Genomic DNA, 21,545 nt, shown 5'->3' with positions numbered 1-21,545 from the left:
CGTCACTCTCCCCGCGACCGCACGATCAGGTCGGCCAGCAGGGCGACGGATCCGATCAGCATCCCGGACAGGAAGATCATGACGGTGTTGGCCGGGAAGTAGAACGGGTGCTGGACCATGTCCCAGATCCCCTTCACGAACCCGATCGCCACCAGCCACAACGCGGGCGGCATGAGCACCTTGAGCGGGTTGAAGTACATGATCATCCGCAGCACCTGCAGGATGTAGCGGTAGGCGTCGGACACGAAGCTGAACTTCGACTTCCCGGCCCGCTTGGCGTATCCGATCGGCAGGTAGTAGACGTCGTGCTGGTTGGACAGGAACGACAACGTGATCGTCGTCACGCAGGAGAACCCGGGCGGCAGCAGCCGCAGGTAGGGCTTGGCCACCGACTTGCGGAAGGCCCGCAACCCGGAGTTGAGGTCGGGGATCTTCTGCCCGGCCAGCTGCTCGGCCACCTTGCGGATCACCCACTTGGCCGGGACCCGCAGGATCTTGTGCGAGCCCTCCTCGCTGGTGCGCGCGCCGACCACCTGGTCGACCGTCTGGTCCTTCTCCAGGATCTGCACCAGCTCGGGGATGCGCTCGTTGGGGTAGGTCATGTCGGCGTCGGTCCACACGACGATCTCGCCCCTGGCCTCCTGCGTGCCGATCCGCCGCACGGTGCCGGACCCGCCGTTGCGGTGGAAGGCGCGGACCCGCAGGTGGGGGTAGTCGGAGGCGGCCTCTTTCAGCCTGGCCAGGGTGTCGTCGGTCGAGCAGTCGTCCACGGCCACGAGCTCGTAGGTGTAGCCGCTCGAGTCCATCGCCTTGGTGATGCGCTCCACCTCGTCGATGACGTGATCCTGCTCGTTGTAGCAGGGCAGGACGATCGTGACGTACGGCGCTTCTTCCACGGCAATTCCACTACTCTTGGGGGTCTCAAGCGTGCTCACGTGGCTCGAGGTTACTCTGCCAAGCTGGGAGCCGAGTCTACATGCGCAGGGTCGGAGCCCCCACTTCCAAGATCAGGCCACGGCCATCCACACGTTGATCCGCAGGGACCACGTGCCGTTCGGGGCCTCGACGAGTGAGCGCTCGTCCTGGCGGGTGACCAGGGCCATGACCTGCGTCGCGGGCCCGTAAGGCGACACCTGCGCGGCGTCGGCGGCCAGCACGACGGGGACGCGGCCGGCGGCCCGCACGCGGCCGATCAGGCGGCGGACCTCGGCCTCGGGCGCGGTGTCCGCGTTCTCGCGCGCCACCTGCGCCGCCGGGCGGCCGCACATTCCGCGTACGACCTGGGTGAAGCGGTCACCCGTGACCCGCTCCACGATCAGCACCGACGCATTGGCCGGAATCCTTGAGCACATGGCCTCGACCGCCGCCGCCTCGCCCCGCTCGACCGGCGTGAACGCGGTGCCGATCGAGGTCACGGCCGGTGGCACCAGGACGAGCAGCACGGCGACGGCCATTCCCCAGCGCCGGACGCGCCCGTCCAGGCGGTCGCGCAGCCGGGCCAGCGCGTAGGCGGCGAGCAGGATCAGTCCCGGGATCACGATGGGGACCAGGCGGCGGGCGGCCCACGGGTGGTCGGGGGTGATCTCGGGCCGCACCAGCGTGGTGACGGTGGTCCAGCCGACGACCGCGAGCGGCAGCAGCCACTCGAAGGGCGTGCCGTTCCTGAGCAGCCTGCGTACGAGCAGGGCCGCCGCGATCGTGGCCAGCACGACCACGGGGACGCCGACGTACCAGGTGACCCAGTGCAGGGAGTCCTCGAAGTAGAGCCTGGTGCCGTCGATGGGCAGGCCGTTGGCCCGCTGCGTCTGCTCGATCATCTCGAACGTGCGCCGGTCCTCCTTATTCGCCGGCACCCGGGTCACGGTCTGGAACCAAGGGCGGGCGTACAGGGCGGCCATGAGGAGCACGACAAGCCCGGCGCCGGTCGTGGGCGCCCATCTCGGCAGCCGGATCCTGGCCAGCGCCGGGGCGGCGGCCGTACCGGCGAGGGTGAGCACGAGGACCCCGGCGCAGATGAGCAGCAGCGGCCGGACCGAACCGGACAGATAGATCAGATAGGGCCGGGCGAGCAGGTACGCCGCGAGCAGCCCAATACCGGCGCCCCCCACCAGGCCGGCCAGCAACGGCGGCCCCAGCGCGCCCTGCGGCCTGGCGAAGCGGCGCAACGCGATCAGCAGCCCCGCGAACGCCAGCACCGGCAGCACGTCACGCAGCCCGTCCACTCTGACCAGCACCGCCAGCCCGGGCACCAGCCCCGCCAGCAGCCCGCGCCCCCAGCCCGGCCTGGCCAGCGCGTCGTGCACCAGCGCCAGCCCCCCGAACAGCAGGATCAGCGACGGGATCTCGCTGAACGTGGTGCGCGAGGTGTACAGGATCGGCAGGCTCACCGCGAACACCACCGCCGCGGGCAGCGCCCACCGCGCCCCGGCCAGGCGCGCCACCACCCCCGCCACCGTGAGCACGGCCAGCGCGCCCAGTAGCGGCGGCACCGCGAACGGCGCGCCGAGCCAGTCGCCGATCGCGAACAACATCGGGGGCCCCGGCATGAACTGCGGCGCCACCCCCCCGTCCGCCGGGTAGAACCCGACGCTGTCGAACACCAGCCAGAGATCGGCCCCGCCGAACGCCTCGGCCTGCGCCGGGATGGGCAACGAGCCGTGGGCCGCGATCCAGGCGGCGTACTGCGCGTAGGTCGCCGGATCGCGCCTGACCACGACCTGTTCGGCATGCATGACCAGGTTGAACACGCCCGACGCCGCGGCGACCGCCACGACTCCCGCGACCTGCCGGGACGTGCCCCCCACCACCTTGCCCAGCCGCCGCGTGCCCGCCCAGCACAGCAGCGCGGCGGCGGGCAGCCCGAGCAGCAGGGCGGGCAGGGGCGCGAACCGGCCGAGCAGCAGCAACGGCAGCCCCGCCAGCAGCCAGCCGGCCACAGCGAGCGCGGGCAGCACCGAGAGCGCGGCGAGCACCCGGCCCGGTCGATCGAGTTCCATCGGTGAGCGAGCGTATCCAAAACCCGTGGCCCAAAACCGGAGGCACGGGTCCCTCGCGATCGCAGGTAGCGTACGCCACGTGCCGGAGAAGCAGGAGGACGTGCGGGTGATGTCGGAGGAGCCCGCGGGCCCCGGCCGTGGCAGGCGCCGCCTGCCACGTGACCCGAAACGCCGGCTGCGGCGGCACGGATGGTTCGTCGCGGTGCTCGCCCTCGGCACGGCCCTGCGTGCCCTCGCGATGCTGGGCTACCGCCCGGCCCTGTGGTTCCCCGACACCTACACCTACATCGTCACCGTCTTCAAACCCCGCCCCGACCTGGTACGCCCCGCGGGCTACTCGATGTTCCTCAAGCTGCTGGAGCCGTTCCACGGCTTCGGCGTGGTCGCGGCGGCCCAGCACCTGCTCGGCCTGGCCACCGGCGTGCTCATCTACCGGGTGGCCCGCCGGGCGCCGAGGTGGGTGCGGACGCTGGCCACGGTTCCCGTGCTGCTCGACGCGTACCAGGTCGAGCTGGAGCACCTGCTCGTCTCCGACACGCTGTTCATGTTCCTGGTCGTGGCCGCCGTGGCGCTGTGCACGACGGCGAGACCGGCCACCGTCGCCGCCATCGGGCTGCTGCTGGCCGCTGCCACCCTCACCAGGACCATCGGCCAGCCGCTCATCGTGCTGCTGGCGGCCTGGTTCGTGCTGCGCAGGCGCCTGGGGCCGGCCGGGGTGCTGCTCGCGGCCGCCCTCGTGCCGGTCGTCGCCTACGGCGCCTGGTTCTACGCCACCTACCAGCGCGTCGGCATCGTGGGCGCGAACGGCGCCTTCCTGTACGCCCGCACGATGTCGTTCGCGGACTGCGCCAAGATGGACCCGCCGCCCGACCTGAGGGTCCTGTGCGACCCGCGCCCGCCGGACCGGCGCCCGCCCTCCCAGGAGTACATCTGGGCGAAGGACGCCCCGCTGGTCCTGCTGCCGGGGATCACGTTCACGAAGGAGAACGACGACCTGGCGGCCAGGTTCGCGACGCTGGCCATCACCAGGCAGCCGCTGGACTACGCCGCCTCGGTGCTGAGCGAGCTGGGCCGCACGTTCACCTGGGAACGCGCGGTCTATCCCGACCCCGAGATCTACGGCTACTACCAGTTTCCGGTGACTCCACCCGGACCACCTGGGCGCTATCCCGCGCAGGTCGGCGCCGATTATGCCAAGCTCTACGAGCAGGGTGCGATCGGCACGGAGATCGTCGAGCCTTACGCCGGATGGCTGCGGGCCTACCAGAGCATGGCGCGGCTGCCCGGCCCGGTGCTCCTGGGGGTCCTACTGGTGCCTCCGGTGGCGGCTTTCGCGCGCAGGCGTAAGGCAAGGCGCCTCGCGGGAGCTCCGGCCTGGCTGGTGCCCTGGTCAGCGGCCGTCGTGCTGCTGGTCACACCGGCCGCCGCGGCGGAGTTCGACTACCGCTACGTGCTTCCAGCCGTACCCCTGGCCTGTTTGGCGGCGGCCCTGAGCATCAGGCCTGACGTGCTACGACAGCCCGGAAGCGAAAGAGTTTGGCGATGATATTCCACCCAATGTCCGGCTCTGAGTATGCTTTGCCGCGGAAACATCACGCCTGGGTCACGACCGTTCCCCGCGGTCACGGCACCGGGCACGCCGTACGTGACCCGGTCTCGTGGCGACCAAGCCAGGCGCAAGAAGTGAGGCTAGGGGGCGTATGTGAGTGACTACAGGGTGCCGGTAGTCGATTCCACGCAGGACCGCAGAGTCGCCCCCACCCAGCCGGGCAGCCGGATGGCCCGCAGGCAGGCGGCCGCCGCGCCGCCTCCGCCGCCGCCGCCCGACGACCGGCCGACGGGCGGCCATCGCGGCGGTGGTGGTGGCGGCCAGAACAAGATGCGGGTGCTGGCCTGGATCAGCATCGGCGTCACCTCGCTCATGGTCGCGGGGGCGCTGACGGGCTACACGGTCTACCGCGACGCGTTCAGCAACATCAAGCAGAAGAGCGTCAAGGAAGACATCATCAACCCCCGGCCGCCGGACACCGGAGCGCTCAACGTGCTGCTCGTCGGGTCCGACACCCGCGCGGGCGACGGCAACGCCAAATACGGCCAGCAGTTGGCCAGGGAGGCCGACGCGGGCGGCAAGCGGACCGACACGATCATCCTCATGCACATCTCGCCCAACCGGGACAAGGCCCGCCTGATCAGCTTCCCGCGCGACTCCATGGTGCAGATCCCCCGGTGCAAGAACGAGACCACCAAGCAGGAGATGGCCCCGCGCCGGGACATGATCAACTCGGCGTACAACTCCGGCGGGATCGCCTGCACGATGTCCACCATCGAGACGCTCACCGGCATCCGCGTCAACCACTTCGTCGAGGTCGACTTCAGCGGCTTCAAGAACATCGTCGACGCCCTCGGCGGCATCGAGATCTGCCTGAAGTCCGGCGTCAACGACAAGGCCTCCAAGCTGGTGCTACCGCCCGGCAAGAGCCTGCTCAACGGCGAGAAGGCCCTGGGGTACGTACGCCTGCGCCACTACGGCGACGGCAGCGACATCCAGCGCATCAAGCGCCAGCAGATCTTCCTCAGCAAGGTCGTCGCCAAGGCCACCAGCAGCGCGTTGCTCACCGACGTGGGCCAGCTCAGAGACTTCATCGCGGCCGCGGCCGGTTCGGTCACCATGGACCCCGAGCTGGCCAACGACACCGAGCAGCTCATCGAGATCGCCATGAGCGCCAAGGAGCTGACGGCCGGCGGCGTCCAGTTCACCACGATCCCCTGGGGGCCCGACCCCGAGAACAAGAACCGCGTGGTCTGGACGGAGCCCGACGCCACCAAGCTGTTCACCGCGATCAAGAACGACACCGAGGTCGCCACCCCGGCGCCGTCCGCCAGCGCCAGCGCCAAGCCCAAGGTCACCCTCAAGCCGGAGCAGGTGAAGGTCCAGGTGCTCAACGGCACCAAGACCATCGGCAGGGCCCGCGAGGTCGCCGACCAGCTCACCGAGGAGGGCTTCAAGGTCGTCGGCGTGGGCAACTACGAGGCCGCCGACGGCACGAGCCTAGCCAAGAGCGAGATCCACTACGCCAAGACGATCACCGAGGCGCCCGACTACGCCGACACGCTGGCCGGGGCTGTCGTGCCCAAGCCGGCTCCCGCGGCGGGCAGGGTCGCGGCGACCAACCCGCAGCAGTACGTCCCCACCGCCGCCGCCACGGGGACCGCGCCGAAGGGCACCCCGGTGATCCAGCTCGTCGTGGGCGAGGACTTCGATTCGGTGAAGGTGACCAAGCTCCCCGACAGCGTCAACAACAGCACCATCACCGCGTCGGAGCAGAAGAACGTCTGCACCTGACACTCCAAGTTCCCTGTGGGATCGGGCATTCTCCACCGACGCGAGGGACAGGAACCGCGAGAGCGGGATAGTGTGTTGCGGGTCGGCGACGCAGCGCGACACCTCACCGAAAGGTGGATTTCATGTCGCGTTGCCGTCGTGTTCCCCGGCCCCGAGCGAAGCTGAGCGACTCCCCCTGTGTCTGACACCAGATCCTCCCCACCGGTCACGACCCCGCGGAGCCCTGACGAGTCCCCGCGGCAACAAGACGAGGATGGCGGGCCCGCCCAGACGGGAGCCCGCTGGCCGCTGCCGGAGGAGAAGTTCTGGAGCGAGGCGACCGACCCGCACGGGGTCGCGCCGGAGGAGGGGCCCGCGCCCCAGGCGGCCGTGCCGGCCGAGCAGCGCGAGGAGCAGCACCTGCGGGGACACCCCGCGCACCCCGAACAAAGGAAGCAGGAGCCCGAGCCGCCCAAGCGCAAGCGCGACCCGTTCCTCGACAACGTCAAGTTCATCCTGATCGCGCTCGTGCCGGTGGGCCACTCGCTGGTGCCGACGCTCTCGGCCGACTCCTCCAGGGCCCTCTACATCTTCATCTACACCTTCCACATGCCGCTGTTCGTGCTGATCAGCGGCTACCTCTCGCGAAATTTCTGGAACTCCAACGCGAAGACCAACAAGCTGGTCGACACGTTCGTCATCCCCTACGTGATCGTCGAGGTCGGCTACGCGGCCGTCCGCTTCGGGCTGGGCCAGAAGTGGAGCCTGACGATCATCGACCCGGCCTGGCTCAACTGGTATCTGCTGGCGCTGCTGTTCTGGCGGTTGTCGACGCCGGTGTGGAAGCGGATGAAATACCCCGTCCCGGTGGCCATCGCCATCTACCTGTTCGCCGGGTTCTCGCAGATCGAGGGCGACTTCAGCATGGACCGCTTCTTCGGCCTGCTGCCGTTCTTCGTGATCGGCCTGGTGATGCAGCCCGAGCACTTCGAGATGCTCAACCGGCGCTGGATCAAGATCGTGTCGGCGCTCACGGTCCTCGGCGCGGCCGCCGTGGCCATCTTCATCGCGCCCAGGGCCCCGCTCGGCCCCTTCTACTTCAAGGACAGCTACCAGGACCTCGACCTGTCCTGGTACATGGGCCTCGGCGTGCGCACCGGGCTGCTGGTGTGCGCGCTGGCCATGTGCTTCGCCGTGCTGGCGCTGGTGCCCAGGGGCGAGACGTGGTTCACCGACCTCGGCACCCGCACGCTCTACGCCTACCTGCTGCACGGCATTCCGGTGCTGATCGCCAAGGACCAGGGCTGGCTGGAGTTCCCGTGGCTGCACGGGCCGCTCGGGGTGCTGGCGATCAGCTTCAGCGGCTTCGCGCTGGCGATCGTGTTGTGCCTGCCGGAGACCCGTACGATCTTCAAGTGGGTGCTGGAGCCTCGCCTGACCTGGCTCTATCGCCGCCCATCTGGAAGTTAAGCGACCGTTCCGCCTGCATTAACGCCTTTGACCTGGTAGGCGCGGAGCATCAACACATGCGCGCATGTGTCGCCACGACCGTCCATCATCCCGAGGACGCCCGGATCATGCACAGGCAGATCCGGGCGCTGCTCGACGCGGGCCACGAGGTGACCTACGTCGCGCCGTTCACCTACTTCAACGTGACCCCCGTCATGGGGCTCGCCGCGGTCGACGTGGCGCAGCGCGCCTCGTACGGCAGGGCACGCGCGGCTCTCAGACGCGGCGTGAAAGGCGCGGACCTGCTGATCGTGCACGACCACCGGCTGCTGCACGCGCTGCCCCACCGGCGCCCTCCGGTCGTCTGGGACGTACGCGAGCAGGTGACGCCCAGGCAACTCGCCCGCGCCGGGAGACGCCATCGGCCGATCACCGCCGAAGTGGTCCCGGAGGGGACCCTGGTGTCGCCGAGCCCGCCTCCTCCCGGCGACACCAGGGTCGTGCACATCGGCCGACTGTCGGCCGAGCGCGGCGTGTCGGAGCTGATCGGCCTGGCCGAGCGCCTGGTCCCGTACGGCATCAGGCTGGACCTGATCGGCGCCGCCACCCGCGACGTCCGGCCGCTGCTGCGTGACGCGCAGCGGGTCGGCCTGCTCGACTGGTTCGGGTACGTGCCCAACCGGCACGCGCTGCGCATGGCCGAGGGCGCACTGGCCGGCCTGTCGCTGGCCGACAACACGGTCACGAGGTCGCCGACGAAGATCATGGACTACATGGGCCGCGGGCTGCCGGTGATCACGACTCCGCAGGGCGCCTCGCTGGTGGAGGGCGCCGGGTGCGGCGTCGTGGTGCCCCAGGACGTGGACGCCGTGCTGAACGCCGTACTGGATCTGAAGGAGGACCCGGTGCGGCGGGCCAGGCTGGGCGCGCTCGGCCACGCTGAGGCGCGCCTGCGCCACCACTGGCCGGACCACGCGGCGGCCTTCGTCAGCCGCGCCGAGTCGTGGGCCGGGGTGACCAGGCACGCCCTGGCTGTCTAGGAATCCCGCCAAGAGGACGTGGCCACACCAACAGGCGTCCCGGGCGGATTCCTGCGAACCCCGCCAAGAGGACGTGGCCGCCCCACCAGGGAAGGACATCTCGGGCGGGAATGGCGAGGCGGCTGAGGGGTTGATGTACTGGGAGCATGGCATCGCATCTGATCCAGGGCCGGACAGTGGGCATGCCTGTGCGGGTGAGGGACGCCGAGGTCTGCAGCGCGTTCTACCCGGTGCGTGCCGACGCCGCCAGGGCGGTGCTCGCGTACTCCGGCCTCGACGTGGCCGAGGTGCTTCCCGGCAAGGCCGTCTGCGTGCTGCTGTTCGTGGACTACCGCGATGGGGACCTCGACGCCTACCACGAGTTCGGCATGGCCTTCCTGGTGCGACCTCCGGGCGTGCCGGGGTCCACGCGGCTGGGTGACCTGCGGCGGGCCGGGCTGTTCGTGCACTGGTTGCCCGTGGACCGGCCGTTCACGCTGGAGGCGGGGCGTTCGTTGTGGGGGTTTCCGAAGGAGCTGGCGGACATCGAGTTGCGGCTCGGGTCGCCGTACAAACGGTGCATCCTGCGCAAGGACGGCAGGCTCGTGCTGGACCTGCTGATCAAGCCGGGAACATCTGTGCCGGGAGTCACCACCATGGCGCCGCCGGCCGCCTACACGCACCTGGAGGGGGTCACGCGGCGCGTCCCCTGGTCCGTACGCGCCCGCGGCGCCAGGATCCGGCCCAGCGGCGCGCTGATCCGCCTGGGCAACCATCCCATCGCCAAGGAGCTGAGCGAGCTGGGGCTGCCGAAGCGGGCCATGTTCACCTCGACGGTCTCGCACGCCGAGCTGACGTTCGGCGAGGCCGAGGAGGCGTAGCTCGATCGGGGTGCTCGATCGGAGTGCTCGATCGGGGGAGCTCAGACGATCGGGGGGCGGCCGAGCTTGACCATGCGCCAGGCCGTGCGCCAGGCCATGGGACGGCGTTCGCCCGCCGGAGTGCGCAGGCCCTCGAAGAAGCCGGAGAACCAGGCCTTGAGCGTGACCCCGGAGCCGCGCTCGCGGGCCACGGTGAGCACGACCCAGTTGGTCAGGTAGAAGAACGCCAGCGGCCACGGCAGGTTGCGGCGGGCCAGCCAGACCCGGTTACGGGCGTTGAGCCGGTAGAACTCGGCGTGCCGCGTCGGGGGGACCTGCGGGTGGTACATCACCGTCTCGGCGTCGTACTCGATCCGGTAGCCCTCGCCGAGCAGCCGCCAGGCCAGGTCGGTCTCCTCGTGGGCGTAGAAGAACCGCTCGGGCAGGCCGCCCACCTGGAGGAACGCCGAGCGCCTGATGGCCGAGGCGCCGCCGAGGAACGTCGTGACGGGCGAGGAGCGCTGCGGGTCGCCGGCGCGCAGGCGGGGGACGTGGCGCCGCTGGCCGATGCCGCCGTCGGGGTCCATCACCCGGAAGGAGATCACCGCGAGGTCCGGCTCGGTGGCGAAGCGGTCGCGTACGTGCGCGACGACCTTCTGGCTGGCGTACCAGCCGTCGTCGTCGAGGAACAGCACGACGTCTCCCGAGCACTCCTCCACGCCGCGATTACGGCCTGCGGGGATGCCCGTGTTCTGGTCGAGCCGGATCGATTTCACGACCGCGGCCGACCCCTCGGGTGGCGTCGCCGACACCTCGGGCACGTCGGCGCCATTGCCCACGATCACCACCTCGACGTCGCCGTCGACCTGATTGAGCGCGGACTCGACTGCCCGGTTCAGCTCCGCGACCCGGTTTCCCATGGTGAGGATGACGCACGAGATCTTCAACGAATCATCGTCCTGACGCGTTGACGACACGGGCGGAGCATTCTTTCATGATCACCGAGTCTGCTGGTCTGCATATTCCTGATATTGGTGGAGCTAAGCGTATCGGAACCAGGGGTGAACCCCCACCGAACGGCGGACGTCCGATCAATACGACGGACGGGGAGCGCCTCCGGTTCCGACATGAGATCACGCCAGCCGCTTCGATGCGAGAATGCTTACCAAATGCAGGACAACCTGTAGGCAGGCCGCTACGAAGCAGGCGACGAGCAGCACCCTGGTGACCAGGAGATCGCCGGTCACCGCGTCGATCACCGCGGTCACCAGCGCGAGCAGGGACAACTCGATCGGCTGCACGATCCGGTGGAACTTCGTCGCCGACAGCACCCGCCGGCCCAGCCCCAGCAACCCGGAGCGAAACTGCCCCACGGACGCCTCGGTGGCGCCCGCCAGGCCCCCCTTGGCCCGCGCCACGTCCACGAGGTCGGTCTCGGCCTTGATCAGGATCGCGCCGAGTGCGGCGGCGACCCCCAGCACGGTGTACCAGTCGGGCAGCACGGCCGAGGCCCGCCAGCCCAGCCCGGCGAGCACCGCGGCCTCGGTGAAGTAGGCGCCGACCCGGTCGAGGTAGACGCCGGTCAGCGAGGTCTTCCCGGTCCAGCGGGCCAGCTCGCCGTCGGAACAGTCCAGCAGTAAATAGACCTGTACGAGCACCGCGGCGGCCACGGCGGCCCACAGCCCCGGCAGGGCCAGCACGACCCCGGCCACGATCCCGGCCACCGTCATGATCCAGGTGAGCTGGTTGGGCGTGACGGGCGTCTTGGTCAGCAGCCAGGTGACGTAGATGGACATCCTGCGCATGTAGAGCACCCCCGCCCAGTGCTCGCCGTTCTTGCGCAGGAGGTGGCCCGCGGGCTGGGCCACCTGCCGCAGCTCAGCGACCGAAGGCCCGGACATAGTCCTCCACCCGATCGTGGATCTCGGAGTCCTGCATGCGCAGGTGCTCCAGGATCGTGTAACGGCCGGGACGGGTGGCCGGCGCCAGCGCGACGGCCGCGGCGAACTGCTCGGCGCTCAGCCCGATGTCGGCGGGCACGACGGGCAACTCGTGCCGGCGCAGGCACTCGACGACCTGCGCGACCCGGGCCCCGTCCTCTCGCAGGAAGTAGCAGAAGGCGGCACCGATCCCGGCGAGCTCGCCGTGGTTGGAGGTGCCGGGAAAGAGCTGATCCACGGCATGAAGGATCTCATGGTCTCCACCGCTCGCGGGCCGGGACGACCCGGCGATCACCATCGACATGCCGGACAGGATGAGCGATTCGGCCAGAACGGTCAGGAACGCGTCGGACTCGATGGAGTCCGTACGCCCGATGAGCGCCTCGGCGGCGGTGCGGGACATCGAGCAGGCCAGCCCGTCGATGGGCTCGCCGCGCTCGATGTTGCCGAGCTGCCAGTCGTCGATGGCCGACAGGTTGCTCACCACGTCGCCCACGCCCGCCCTGACGAGCTGCTTCGGCGCGTTGTGCACGAAGTCGAGGTCGACCAGGATGGCCAGCGGCATCGGCACCCCGAACGTGCCCTTGCCGCCCTCGTAGACCAGCGAGGCGGTGGGCGAGCAGATGCCGTCGTGGGAGAGGTTGGTGGCCACCGCGACCATCGGGATGCCCGCGAGCGACGCGGCGTATTTGGTCGTGTCGATGGTCTTGCCGCCGCCGACGCCGACCACCACCTCGTAGGCGCCCTTGCGCAGGTCGGCGCCGAGCGAGACGGCCGCGTCGACCGACCCGTCCGCGACCCTGAACACCTCCGCCTCGTCGAGCGTGGGCGCGATCAGGCTCTCGATCTGGTCGCCCTGTCCCGGTCCGACGGCCACGGCGACCCGGCCGGAGGTCGCCACGCGGCTGTCGGCCAGCAGGGCGCCGAGTTGCGCCACCGCGCCGCGCCTGACCTCCATGGTCAGGGGCGCCGGAAGCATCCTCGCTAGAAGCGGCATCCGCGCCCCCTCAGTAGCGAACGGCTATGGTGCGGGCCTTGGCCAGGTCTTCGTGGTTGTCCACCTCGACCCAGTCGACCTCGCCGATGGGCGCGGCGTGGATCAACTCGCCGCGCGCCACCATCTCCTGGTAGCCGTCCTCGTAGTAGAGCTGCGGGTCGCGCTCGAACGTCGCCTTCAGCGCGTCGGCCAGCCGATCGGCCGCCGCCGGCCTGATGAGGGTGGCGCCGATGTATTCGCCGTAGGCGTCGGACGGCTCCATCAGCTTGGTGATGCGCCGCAGCGCGCCCTCGGGCGAGAGCGTGACCTTCATCTCCTCGTCGGCGAGCTTCTTCACGTTGTCGACCGCGAGCAGGATGTCGCTCGTCTCGGGGGCGGACAGCAGCGTCTTCTCGACCGAGACCGGGTGCACGGTGTCGCCGTTGACCAGCAGCGCGCCCTGGGCGAAGTAGTCGCGGGCGCACCACAGGGAGTAGGCGTTGTTCCACTCCTCGGCCTTGTCGTTGTGCACGAGGGTGAGCTTGACGCCGTGCCGCCGCTCCAGGTCGTCTTTACGCTCGTGTACGGCCTGCGCCGCGTACCCGACGACGACCACGACCTCCCGCAGGTCCACCTCGGCGAGGTTGCGCAGCGAGATGTCCATGATCGTGGTTTCGCCGTCGACCGGCACGAGCGCCTTGGGCAGCGTGTCGGTGTACGGCCGCAGACGTCGTCCGGCCCCAGCGGCCAGAACCATTCCCAGCAACGTGCACTCCTAGGTCGAGCATGACTAGTAGGCCAAAGAGTATTCGTCTTTGAGCCCTCCGCGGGCAATCCGGCGTTAGTCTTGCGTTCCCGTATCGGTCGCTTCCACCCCGGACGTGGGCGCGGCCAGCCAGCAGGTCAGGCTCTCCCAGCCGAACAACGCCCACAGATAGATCGTGAGCAGCACGTAGCCGGCGGTGATCCAGCCGGTGAGGGCGACCAGCGAGACCATCATCATCCGCCCGTCCCAGCCGAGCCCGAACGTGGCCAGCCACGGCGGCGGGTAGACGTGCTGGCGCAGCCGGTAGACAAGATCATAGTGGTGGAACGCCAGCGCGCCGAGCAGCAGGAAGATCAGCACGGGGTGCATCCCGTGGGCGAACCCGCAGGCCGCGATGAAGGTGTACTCGATCACCCGCAGGATCGGCGGCACGAGCCAGTCCAGCCTGCCGTCGTGCGGATGCGTGCTGCCGGGACCGGCCAGCAGCAGCGTCACGGCGGGCGCGAACACCGCGAGCCCGTCGGACCCGGCCACCCCGATCACCAGCAGCACCCCGGTCACGAACGTGCCCGCGATCACCGGCGGCAGCGGCGGGAGCTGCCCGGCAACGAGCAGGCCCATGGCGCGCGAGAGCGGGCCGTCGTCGCGGTAAGCCACGACCGTGCTGCTGGGGACGGGTGTCATGTGGACCGAAATCACTGTGCCGACCTCGCGATCCGTCCGGCGAGCTGGTAGAGGGCCGCCACGCCGCCCCAGCAGAGCAGGGCCAGGAACGTCACCCTGGCGTTCCAGCCGGCGGCGGTGACGGCGATCAGGGCCGTGCGCTCGCCGATGGGCAGCACGATGATCTTCTTGAGCCAGCGCGCGATGGTGTCACGCTCCATCCGCTGGGCGAACCCGAGCACCCCGGGCGCGTGGCGGGCGTCCTGCGACTCCAGCAGGGAGCGGGCCGGCCTGCCCCACATGGAGCCGATGCGGGCGGCGTCGGTGGCGGCTCCGGCGTACGCGTACTGGAGGGCGTGCCGTACGACCTGGAGGATCGTCGCGGTCACGGCGAGATACCAGATGCCGGGGTCGGCGAAGCCGAAGGCGAGGCCGATGTAGACGGCGTATTCCTTCAGCCGGTCCGACATGCCGTCCGCCCAGGCGCCGAGCGGGGAGAACGTACGGGCGTAGCGGGCGAGCTGCCCGTCGAGGCAGTCGAGCGCGAACGACAGGTAGAGCAGCGCGGCCCCGGCCAGCCGCCCGCCCTGGGTGCCCGCGGAGAACCAGACGGCCGACAGCAGGGCCAGGCCCACGGAGACGCCGGTGACGGTGTTGGGGCTGAGCTTGAGCCGGACGGCGGGCCTGACCAGGTGGCGGGTCCAGGTGGAGACGAGGAACGTGGCGAAGAAGCCGTCGTCCTCCTTGACGGAGGTGTCGAGCCTGACCCTGGCCTCGTCCACGTCGGCCAGCCTGGTGACGGCGGCGTCGGCGGCGCTCTGGCCGGTCACCCGGTCGGCGTGCAGCGGCCCGATCCCGGCGGCCCGCACCGCCACGCCAGACCTGACCAGCCCGACCAGCAGCAGGTCCACCGCCTCGACCGGGGTGACGGGGCCCAGCTCGCCCCGGTCGGCCAGCTCGGCCAGCTCCTCCGCGAGGTCCGCCAGCGAGGCCAGGTCGGCCTCGCCCGCCTGGAGCACGCCTCTGAAGGTGGCGTTCGCCTCGGGCACGACGTGGAATGAGCTGCCCGCGGCGACGATCTTGCCGCCTTCGACGCGTACGGGCGGCCGCATGGGGCCCGCGGCCGCGTCGTGGGCGACCAGCGCGGCGGTGTCGTGGGCTGGGTGCTCCAGCAGCAGCGCCAGCGCCTCGGTGTGCGCCACGAGATCGGCGGGGAGCACGGCGACGGCGCCCGAGGTGGTCCTGGCGATCTTGGCGACGCCCCGGAGATCGGCCCCGAGGCCGCTGCCGGCGGTCACCACCTGGACGTCGCGTACGGGCAGCACGGCGAGCTGGTCGCTGATCCGGTCGAGCAGCGTGCCGTCCGCGCAGGAGAACCTGCAGGCAGGGGTCGTGGCGAGCAGCACGACCGAGGTGGTCGTGGTGTCGCGGGTCAGTGAGTCGGGCAAAGCACAGGTCTCCTCCCGGTCGGGCGGGAGTGCGTGGACTTGGGGGTGCGTAGCCACAGCGTAGCGACAGGTCAACGCGATATCACGGAACAGGACCGTTACGCTGCCGGTATGGATTCACGGCTGCGGTCGGTAGGGGTGCTCCTCGCGGGCGGCGTGGGCCGGCGGGCCGGTCTCGCCACGCCCAAGCAGCTCGCCGAGATCGCGGGAAGGACGATCATCGAGCACTCGCTGGCGGTGTTCGAGGGCGCGCCGGAGATCGACGAGATCGTGGTGCTCATGACGCCGGGGTACGCCGACCGGATGCGGGAGATCGTGACGCGGGGCGGCTACCGCAAGGTCAGCAAGGTCGTGGACGGGGGCGCGAGCCGTACCGAGAGCACGTGGCGGGCGTTGCGGGCACTGGGGACCGAGGAGTGCAACGTGCTGCTGCACGACGCCGTGCGCCCGCTCCTCGAGCCCAGGATCATCACCGAGTGCGTCCGGGCGCTGGAGACGCACCCGGCCGTGAACGTGGCGATCCCCAGCTCCGACACGATCCTGGTGGCCGCGCCGGTGCCCGACGGCGAGGTGATCGGCGAGGTGCTGGACAGGTCGCGGCTGCGGCGCAGCCAGACGCCGCAGTGCTTCAGGCTCTCGGTGATCCGGGCGGCCTACGAGCGGGCGTTCGCCGACCCGGAGTTCGGCAGCCGGCCGGCCACCGACGACTGCGGCGTGGTGCTGCGTTACCTGCCGGACGTGCCGATCCACCTCGTGCCGGGCAGCGAGCACAACATCAAGGTCACCCACCCGGCCGACCTGCACCTCGCCGAGCGGCTGTTCGAGCTGGCCACGGTGGTGCCGCACGGCGACAGGAGGGCGCTCGAAGGCAGGAGCGTCGTCGTCTTCGGCGCCCACGACGTCGCCGAGCTGGCCACCGCCCACGGCGCCAGGGTGCACACCTTCTCCAGGTCCGACGGCGTGCGTGTGGAGGATTTCGACTCGGTGGCGAAGGCGCTGGACGGCGTCGGGAGCGTCGATCACGTGGTGAACACGACAGGTCATCTTGGAACGCCCGAGGAGGTGATCGCCGTCGATCACCTGGGCGCGTTCAACGTGGCCCGGGCCGCCCGCCCGCATCTCCGCAGGAGCCTGCTGCTGCACGCCCCTCGCGGCTCCGGCGCGTTGGCCGCCTCCGCGCGTGCCGCCGTGGCGGGGCTGACCCGGGCACTGGCCCGCGAGTGGGCCCCGGACGGCATCAGGGTCAACTGCGTCAATACCAACGCGTCTCCGCTCGTGGTCGCGCAGACCTCGCTGGACATCCTCATCTCCGACCTATCAGGGCAAGTCATAGATGTTGGCGTGGACGGCGCTTGACCTGATCCTTGTTACCGTGCGTTCGCATGAGGAGACTCATCGCGATCGCGGCGCTGCTCGGCTGCTACCCCGTACTGCTGGTGTCGGCGCTCTGGCCCGCGCCGGCGCTGTTCGGGGCGGTTGCCGCGCTCTCCTATGCCGTGGAGTACATCGCGCCGCGCGCCGGTCGGCCGCTGCCCGAGTTGCTGGGCAAGGTGCACCTCGGGGTCACCGTGCGCTTCGCGGCCAGGGAGACCATGGCGCTGCTGCTGGTGGCACGGACGGCCGGGTCCGACTCGCCGTGGTTCCCGGCGCTGGCGGCCGGGGTGTTCGCGATCCACGTGGTGCGGGCCGGGCACACGGGGCTGGCCATGCGCCTCAAGCAGATGCTCAGCAGGATGCCGGTGACCACCCGCAACATCGATGTCTCGGCGCTACGCATCCCGAAGATGCCGCCGCCCTACCTGCGTGACTCCCGCAGCGTGCGCTTCCTCTACCTGGACGCGCTGCCGGTGCTCGGCGCCGCCGCCGGCGTCGTTCCGGCTGCGATCGGTGCGGGCCTGGCGATCCTGCTGGGCGCCGCCGGGGCGCTCGCGCTCATCCCGTACGTGCGCCGCGCCACCCCCCTCACCGACGCGGCCAAGGTCCTGGCGGTCGTGGGCGAGCAGGTCGAGGCCTACCGTCCCGAGGTCATCCTGTACTTCTCCGGCGCCACCGCGGCCGCCTACCAGGCCAGGATGTGGTTGCCCATCCTCGAACGCATCGACCGTCGGGCCGTCGTCGTGCTGCGCGAGCGCGGCATGGCCAGCCACCTGGAGTCGACGACGCTGCCGATGTTGTGCATCCCGTCGGCGGCCGACCTGATGAGCTTCCGCGCCCTGTCCAGCGCCAAACTCTGCCTGTACGTCGCCAACGTCGGCAGGAACGTCCACATGCTGCGCATCCCGACCTTGCGCAGCGCGTTCCTCAACCATGGGGACAGCGACAAGGAGGCCTCGTTCAACCCGTTCTCGCGGGTGTACGACGAGGTGTGGGTGGCCGGTCCGGCGGGCCGGGACCGGTACCGGCGGGCCAGGGTGGGCGTCCGGGACGAGTGCGTCCACGAGGTCGGCAGGCCGCAGCTCGAAGGCATCTCGACGGAGGGGCCGGGGCTGCCGTACCGGACCGTCCTGTACGCGCCCACCTGGGAGGGCTGGAACGACGACCTTTTCCACACCTCGCTGATCACCATGGGCCCGCGCATCGTGCGGGCGCTGCTCGACCACCGGCCACCGGTACGCGTGATCTACAAGCCGCACCCGCTCACCGGCCACCGCGCCAAGAGCGCCGCCCGCGCGCACCGGAAGATCGTGGCCATGATCGAGGCGGTCGAGCTGGCCGAGTCGAAGGCCAGGCACCCGTCGAGCGCGCCAGGGGAGACGTCGGAGATCAGGCACATGGTGGTGACCGGGCCCGAGCCGCACCTGTACGACTGCTTCAACGAGTGCGACCTGCTGATCAGCGACATCTCCAGCGTCGTGGCCGACTTCCTGGCCAGCGAGAAGCCGTACGCGGTGACGAACGTCTCCGGCCTGCCCGGCCAGGCCTTCCACGAGCGTTACCCCAGCACCGAGGCGGGCGTATTGCTCGGCGAGGACCTGGCCGGGCTGGCGGACTTCCTGGACGGGGAGGACACGCTGGCCCGAGCCAGGATCAAGCTCAGGAGCCATCTGTTCGGGCCGGAGTATCCGGACGCGCTCACCCGCTTCAACGCGGCGGTCGAGCGGGTGTTCTCATGAGCCCGGTGGTCTCGCCAGCTTTCTCGGGCTGGTGAGGAAGCCCCAGCCCCAGGAGCAGTGCATGGTGGCGTACACGAGCGGCAGCCGCAGCTTGGCCTTCGCCGACAGCCCGCCGCCCGTCAGCGCCGACCCCGCCACGATGGCCGCGAGGTAGCCGCCGGGGACGACCAGCGCGAGCGGGAAGAACGGCGAGACGACCAGCCCGAGCAGCATGGCCAGCACGGCGGCGGGCGGCGCCAGGTAACGCAGGTTGATCGTGCCCTCGTGGGTGCGCGAGACCACCCGCCGCCACCGGCCGTAGTGGAAGTACTGCTTGGCCAGCGCCTTGACGTTGGGCCGCGGCCGGTAGGAGACCCGCATCCGCGGCTGGAACCAGACCAGGCCGCCGCTCTGGCGGATGCGGTGGTTCATCTCCCAGTCCTGGGCCCGCTGGAAGTGCTCGTCGTAGCCGCCCACCCGGTCGAGCGCCGAGCGGCGGAACACGCCGAGGTAGACGGTGTCGGCCGGGCCCGCCGTGCCGCCCACGTGGAAGGCGGCGGCGCCCACGCCGATCTTGGACGTCATGGCGCAGGCGACGGCCTGCTCGAAGGGGGTGATCCCTTCGGCCGCCATGATGCCGCCCACGTTGTCGGCACCGGTCTCCGCCAGCGTCTCGACGGCGACACGCAGGTAGTCGGACGGCAGCATGGCGTGCCCGTCGACCCTGGCGATGATGCCGTTGCGCGCGGCGGCGATCGCGGCGTTGAGCGCGTTGGGGGTGCGGCCCGTGGGGTTGGGCACCACGGTCACCCGGGGATCGGCCGCCGCGATGGAGTCGGCGACCTCCTGGGTTCGGTCTTGGGAAGGACCCACGGCGAGAACGACCTCGATCTCACCTGGGTAGCTCTGGGCGAGGACCTGGTCGACGGCCTCGCGTAGGTGCCGCTCCTCGTTGAGAACGGGCATGACGACGGAGATGGGGGGCCAGCCGCGCGTCTCCGCGGGCGCGTGCGGCGAGTCGGGGAACTGCTTCATGGCGGGGCTCACGCTACTGTACGAGCAGGGTAGGAGGGCAATCGAAAGCCCGATCCACCGGGGTGACAAAAGGGGGACGGCATGCGGGACCCGGCCGAGGAGGACGCCGGTGTGCTCGTGGGCGGCGACGCCTACGGTGGCGTCAAGCTCGCACCCGGCCGCCCTCGCAAGCCGCTCAGGAGCGCCAAGGCCCGCCGCCGCAACGTGATCACCGCCGGCTTCCTGTCCGCGGGCGTCCTGGTCACCACCGGCGTGGTGTGGGCGACCCCGCGCCAGATCGGCACCGTGGACGCCGGCGTGACCGCGCCCTCCCGCGGCGCCGAGAACATCCTGATGGTCGGCGTCGACAAGCGCGACGACCTCACCCGCCAGCAGCAGAACCGGCTCAAGCTCGGCCGCGAGGCGGGCCAGCGCACCGACACGATGATGCTCATCCACCTGTCGGAGGACCACAGCCGGGTCACCGTGGTGAGCCTGCCGCGCGACACCTGGACGACGGTCCCCGGCAAGGGCGACCACAAGATCAATTCCGCGTACCAGTTCGGCGGGCCCAGGCTCGCCAAGGAGACCGTCGAGGCCGCCACCGGGCTGCAGATCAACCGCTACATCGAGGTCAACATCCTCGGCTTCATCGACGTCGTCGACTCGCTCGGCGGCGTCACCGTCTGCACGCCGGTGCCGATCAACGACCCCAAGACCGGGCTCAACCTGCCCGCGGGCACCCACCAGTTGCAGGGCGTCCAGGCGCTCGGCTACGCCCGCACCCGGGCCACCGCGCGTTCCGACCTCGACCGCATCGACCGGCAGCAGCAGGTCATCTCGGCGCTGCTCAACCGGGCGCTGAGCGCCGACACGCTGGCCAACCCCGGCAAGCTGGCCTCGTTCGTCAACTCGACGCTGAGCACGGTCAAGGTCGATCCGGACGACGGGCTGATCGGGCTGGCCACCCAGCTCAGGGACGTTTCGCTGCAGGACGTGAAGTTCGCCGAGGTGCCGCTGTCCAACGTCGACTTCAAGGCGCCCACCGGCGAGTCCGCGGTGTTGTGGGACAAGCGGGCGGCCCGCGACCTGTTCACGAAGATCAACGCGGACCAGGACCTGACCAAGCCCACCCCGACCGTCACCGCCACGCCTTCGAGCAAGCCGTCCCCGATCCGGCCGGAGCGCATCTCGATCAAGGTCAAGAACGGCACCCTCATCACGGGCCTCGGCGCCCGCACCAAGACGGCCCTGGCCGCCTACGGCTTCAAGGTCCCCGGCGAGCCCGGCAACACCGCCAAGAAGGACTACAAGAAAACCATCGTCCGATACGCCAAAGGCAACGAGGATTCCGCACACGTCGTGGCCGCCGCCATTCCCGGAGCCGAACTGCGCGAGGCAGACATCGACGGCATCGAGGTGATCATCGGCAGCGACCAACCGAAAATCAAGCAACAGAAGCCGACTGACACCCCATCCGCCGCGCCCAGTGTTACACCAACGACCAAAACGGCAATGCAGAACATATGTAAGAAATAAGTATAACTTTCTGCAGGTCGGACAGGTGAGGCCCATGGTGGTCAGGTCTTGGCGGGAGGATCCCTGTACGGTGCTCCATGTCGCAGGCGATCTCGACGTGGCAGGGGCTCCTCGGCTGCGGGCCGAGCTGGAGCAGGCGATCACCGCCGCCGACCCGCTCAACCTGGTCGTCGACCTGACCGAGGTGCCGTTCTGCGACTCCGTCGGGCTCGGGGTGCTGGTGGCCACGCTCAACCACATCCAGCGCATGAACGGCCGGATGATCCTCGTCCTCGCCCCCGGAATGATCCGCCACCTGCTGACGATCACCAATCTCGACCGGCATTTCGAGACGAGCGAAACCCTCGGCGAGGCACGCACGGCGATGGGCAGCGCGGCCTGACCGACTTTGACGCATTGGCCTGACTGATCGGAGGTGTGCGAGAACATGTTCATGTCATTCCCGGCACACCTCTCCACGG

At 70.0% G+C, this 21,545-nt stretch carries 18 protein-coding genes; 9 read left to right on the top strand and 9 right to left on the bottom strand.

Going from position 1 to position 21,545, the window contains the following annotated elements; translation table 11 throughout:
- Positions 1-2: 2 nt before the first annotated feature.
- Both ACFLIM_RS10060 and ACFLIM_RS10055 read right to left on the bottom strand, forming a co-directional pair.
- The gene (locus ACFLIM_RS10060; protein WP_393164189.1) at positions 3-935 is read right to left on the bottom strand and encodes a glycosyltransferase family 2 protein; all 933 of its coding nucleotides are present in this window, start codon (positions 933-935) and stop codon (positions 3-5) included.
- A gap of 72 nt (positions 936-1,007) precedes the next feature.
- Entirely contained in the window at positions 1,008-2,996 is a 1,989-nt protein-coding gene (locus tag ACFLIM_RS10055) for a hypothetical protein (RefSeq protein ID WP_393164188.1), read from the bottom strand.
- 79 nt (positions 2,997-3,075) lie between these two features.
- Between ACFLIM_RS10055 and ACFLIM_RS10050 the strand changes: the two genes are divergently transcribed.
- The 5 genes from ACFLIM_RS10050 (at position 3,076) to ACFLIM_RS10030 (ending at position 9,667) form a co-directional block, all read left to right on the top strand.
- Entirely contained in the window at positions 3,076-4,542 is a 1,467-nt protein-coding gene (locus tag ACFLIM_RS10050) for a hypothetical protein (protein ID WP_393164187.1), read from the top strand.
- 156 nt (positions 4,543-4,698) lie between these two features.
- Positions 4,699-6,339, top strand: a complete 1,641-nt coding sequence (locus tag ACFLIM_RS10045; protein WP_393164186.1) for an LCP family protein — start codon at positions 4,699-4,701, stop codon at positions 6,337-6,339.
- Positions 6,340-6,516: 177 nt separating this feature from the next.
- Positions 6,517-7,788, top strand: coding sequence for an acyltransferase family protein (locus tag ACFLIM_RS10040; protein WP_393164185.1), 1,272 nt, complete (start codon positions 6,517-6,519; stop codon positions 7,786-7,788).
- Between the two features lie 56 nt (positions 7,789-7,844).
- Positions 7,845-8,807 (top strand): glycosyltransferase, encoded by a 963-nt coding sequence (locus tag ACFLIM_RS10035; RefSeq protein WP_393164184.1) that lies wholly within the window; start codon positions 7,845-7,847, stop codon positions 8,805-8,807.
- Between the two features lie 146 nt (positions 8,808-8,953).
- Positions 8,954-9,667 (top strand): acetoacetate decarboxylase family protein, encoded by a 714-nt coding sequence (locus ACFLIM_RS10030; protein WP_393164183.1) that lies wholly within the window; start codon positions 8,954-8,956, stop codon positions 9,665-9,667.
- Positions 9,668-9,708: 41 nt separating this feature from the next.
- Here ACFLIM_RS10030 and ACFLIM_RS10025 read toward each other — a convergent pair whose 3' ends face one another.
- The 6 genes from ACFLIM_RS10025 to ACFLIM_RS10000 all read right to left on the bottom strand — a co-directional run bounded on the left by ACFLIM_RS10025 (position 9,709) and on the right by ACFLIM_RS10000 (position 15,439).
- The gene (locus ACFLIM_RS10025; RefSeq protein WP_393164182.1) at positions 9,709-10,593 is read right to left on the bottom strand and encodes a glycosyltransferase family 2 protein; all 885 of its coding nucleotides are present in this window, start codon (positions 10,591-10,593) and stop codon (positions 9,709-9,711) included.
- A 186-nt stretch (positions 10,594-10,779) separates the two neighbouring features.
- A complete protein-coding gene (locus tag ACFLIM_RS10020; protein ID WP_393164181.1) occupies positions 10,780-11,547 on the bottom strand; it encodes a CDP-alcohol phosphatidyltransferase family protein in 768 nt (255 codons plus the stop codon).
- Positions 11,525-12,565: an iron-containing alcohol dehydrogenase family protein gene (locus tag ACFLIM_RS10015; RefSeq protein ID WP_393164425.1), complete on the bottom strand. Its 1,041-nt coding sequence runs from the start codon at positions 12,563-12,565 to the stop codon at positions 11,525-11,527. The genes ACFLIM_RS10020 and ACFLIM_RS10015 overlap by 23 nt, the downstream gene beginning before the upstream one ends.
- Before the next feature lie 28 nt (positions 12,566-12,593).
- Entirely contained in the window at positions 12,594-13,328 is a 735-nt protein-coding gene (locus ACFLIM_RS10010) for a phosphocholine cytidylyltransferase family protein (protein WP_393164180.1), read from the bottom strand.
- Between the two features lie 75 nt (positions 13,329-13,403).
- Positions 13,404-14,012 carry a DUF5941 domain-containing protein gene (locus ACFLIM_RS10005; protein WP_393164179.1) on the bottom strand — a complete coding sequence of 203 codons (609 nt, stop codon included), beginning with the start codon at positions 14,010-14,012 and terminating at the stop codon, positions 13,404-13,406.
- A gap of 11 nt (positions 14,013-14,023) precedes the next feature.
- Positions 14,024-15,439, bottom strand: coding sequence for a CDP-alcohol phosphatidyltransferase family protein (locus ACFLIM_RS10000; RefSeq protein WP_393164178.1), 1,416 nt, complete (start codon positions 15,437-15,439; stop codon positions 14,024-14,026).
- A 111-nt stretch (positions 15,440-15,550) separates the two neighbouring features.
- On the opposite strand from ACFLIM_RS10000, the gene ACFLIM_RS09995 reads away from it, so the two are divergent.
- Both ACFLIM_RS09995 and ACFLIM_RS09990 read left to right on the top strand, forming a co-directional pair.
- Positions 15,551-16,795, top strand: a complete 1,245-nt coding sequence (locus ACFLIM_RS09995; RefSeq protein ID WP_393164177.1) for an SDR family oxidoreductase — start codon at positions 15,551-15,553, stop codon at positions 16,793-16,795.
- Positions 16,796-16,821: 26 nt separating this feature from the next.
- Positions 16,822-18,552 carry a CDP-glycerol glycerophosphotransferase family protein gene (locus ACFLIM_RS09990; protein WP_393164176.1) on the top strand — a complete coding sequence of 577 codons (1,731 nt, stop codon included), beginning with the start codon at positions 16,822-16,824 and terminating at the stop codon, positions 18,550-18,552.
- On the opposite strand, the gene ACFLIM_RS09985 is transcribed toward ACFLIM_RS09990, so the two are convergent.
- Complete coding sequence (locus ACFLIM_RS09985; RefSeq protein ID WP_393164174.1) at positions 18,547-19,566, bottom strand: glycosyltransferase family 2 protein; 1,020 nt, start codon at positions 19,564-19,566, stop codon at positions 18,547-18,549. The two genes, ACFLIM_RS09990 and ACFLIM_RS09985, sit on opposite strands and share 6 nt — an antisense overlap.
- Before the next feature lie 81 nt (positions 19,567-19,647).
- Between ACFLIM_RS09985 and ACFLIM_RS09980 the strand changes: the two genes are divergently transcribed.
- Positions 19,648-21,084, top strand: a complete 1,437-nt coding sequence (locus ACFLIM_RS09980) for an LCP family protein (protein WP_393164173.1) — start codon at positions 19,648-19,650, stop codon at positions 21,082-21,084.
- Between the two features lie 70 nt (positions 21,085-21,154).
- On the top strand, positions 21,155-21,466 hold the full coding sequence (locus ACFLIM_RS09975; protein ID WP_393164172.1) for an STAS domain-containing protein: 312 nt from the start codon (positions 21,155-21,157) through the stop codon (positions 21,464-21,466).
- Positions 21,467-21,545 lie beyond the last annotated feature (79 nt).

The organism is Nonomuraea marmarensis (assembly GCF_043197025.1).
Lineage (GTDB): Bacteria > Actinomycetota > Actinomycetes > Streptosporangiales > Streptosporangiaceae > Nonomuraea > Nonomuraea marmarensis.
Note: the sequence above shows the minus strand (reverse complement) of the source record. Positions and strands in the feature narration are given on the sequence as shown.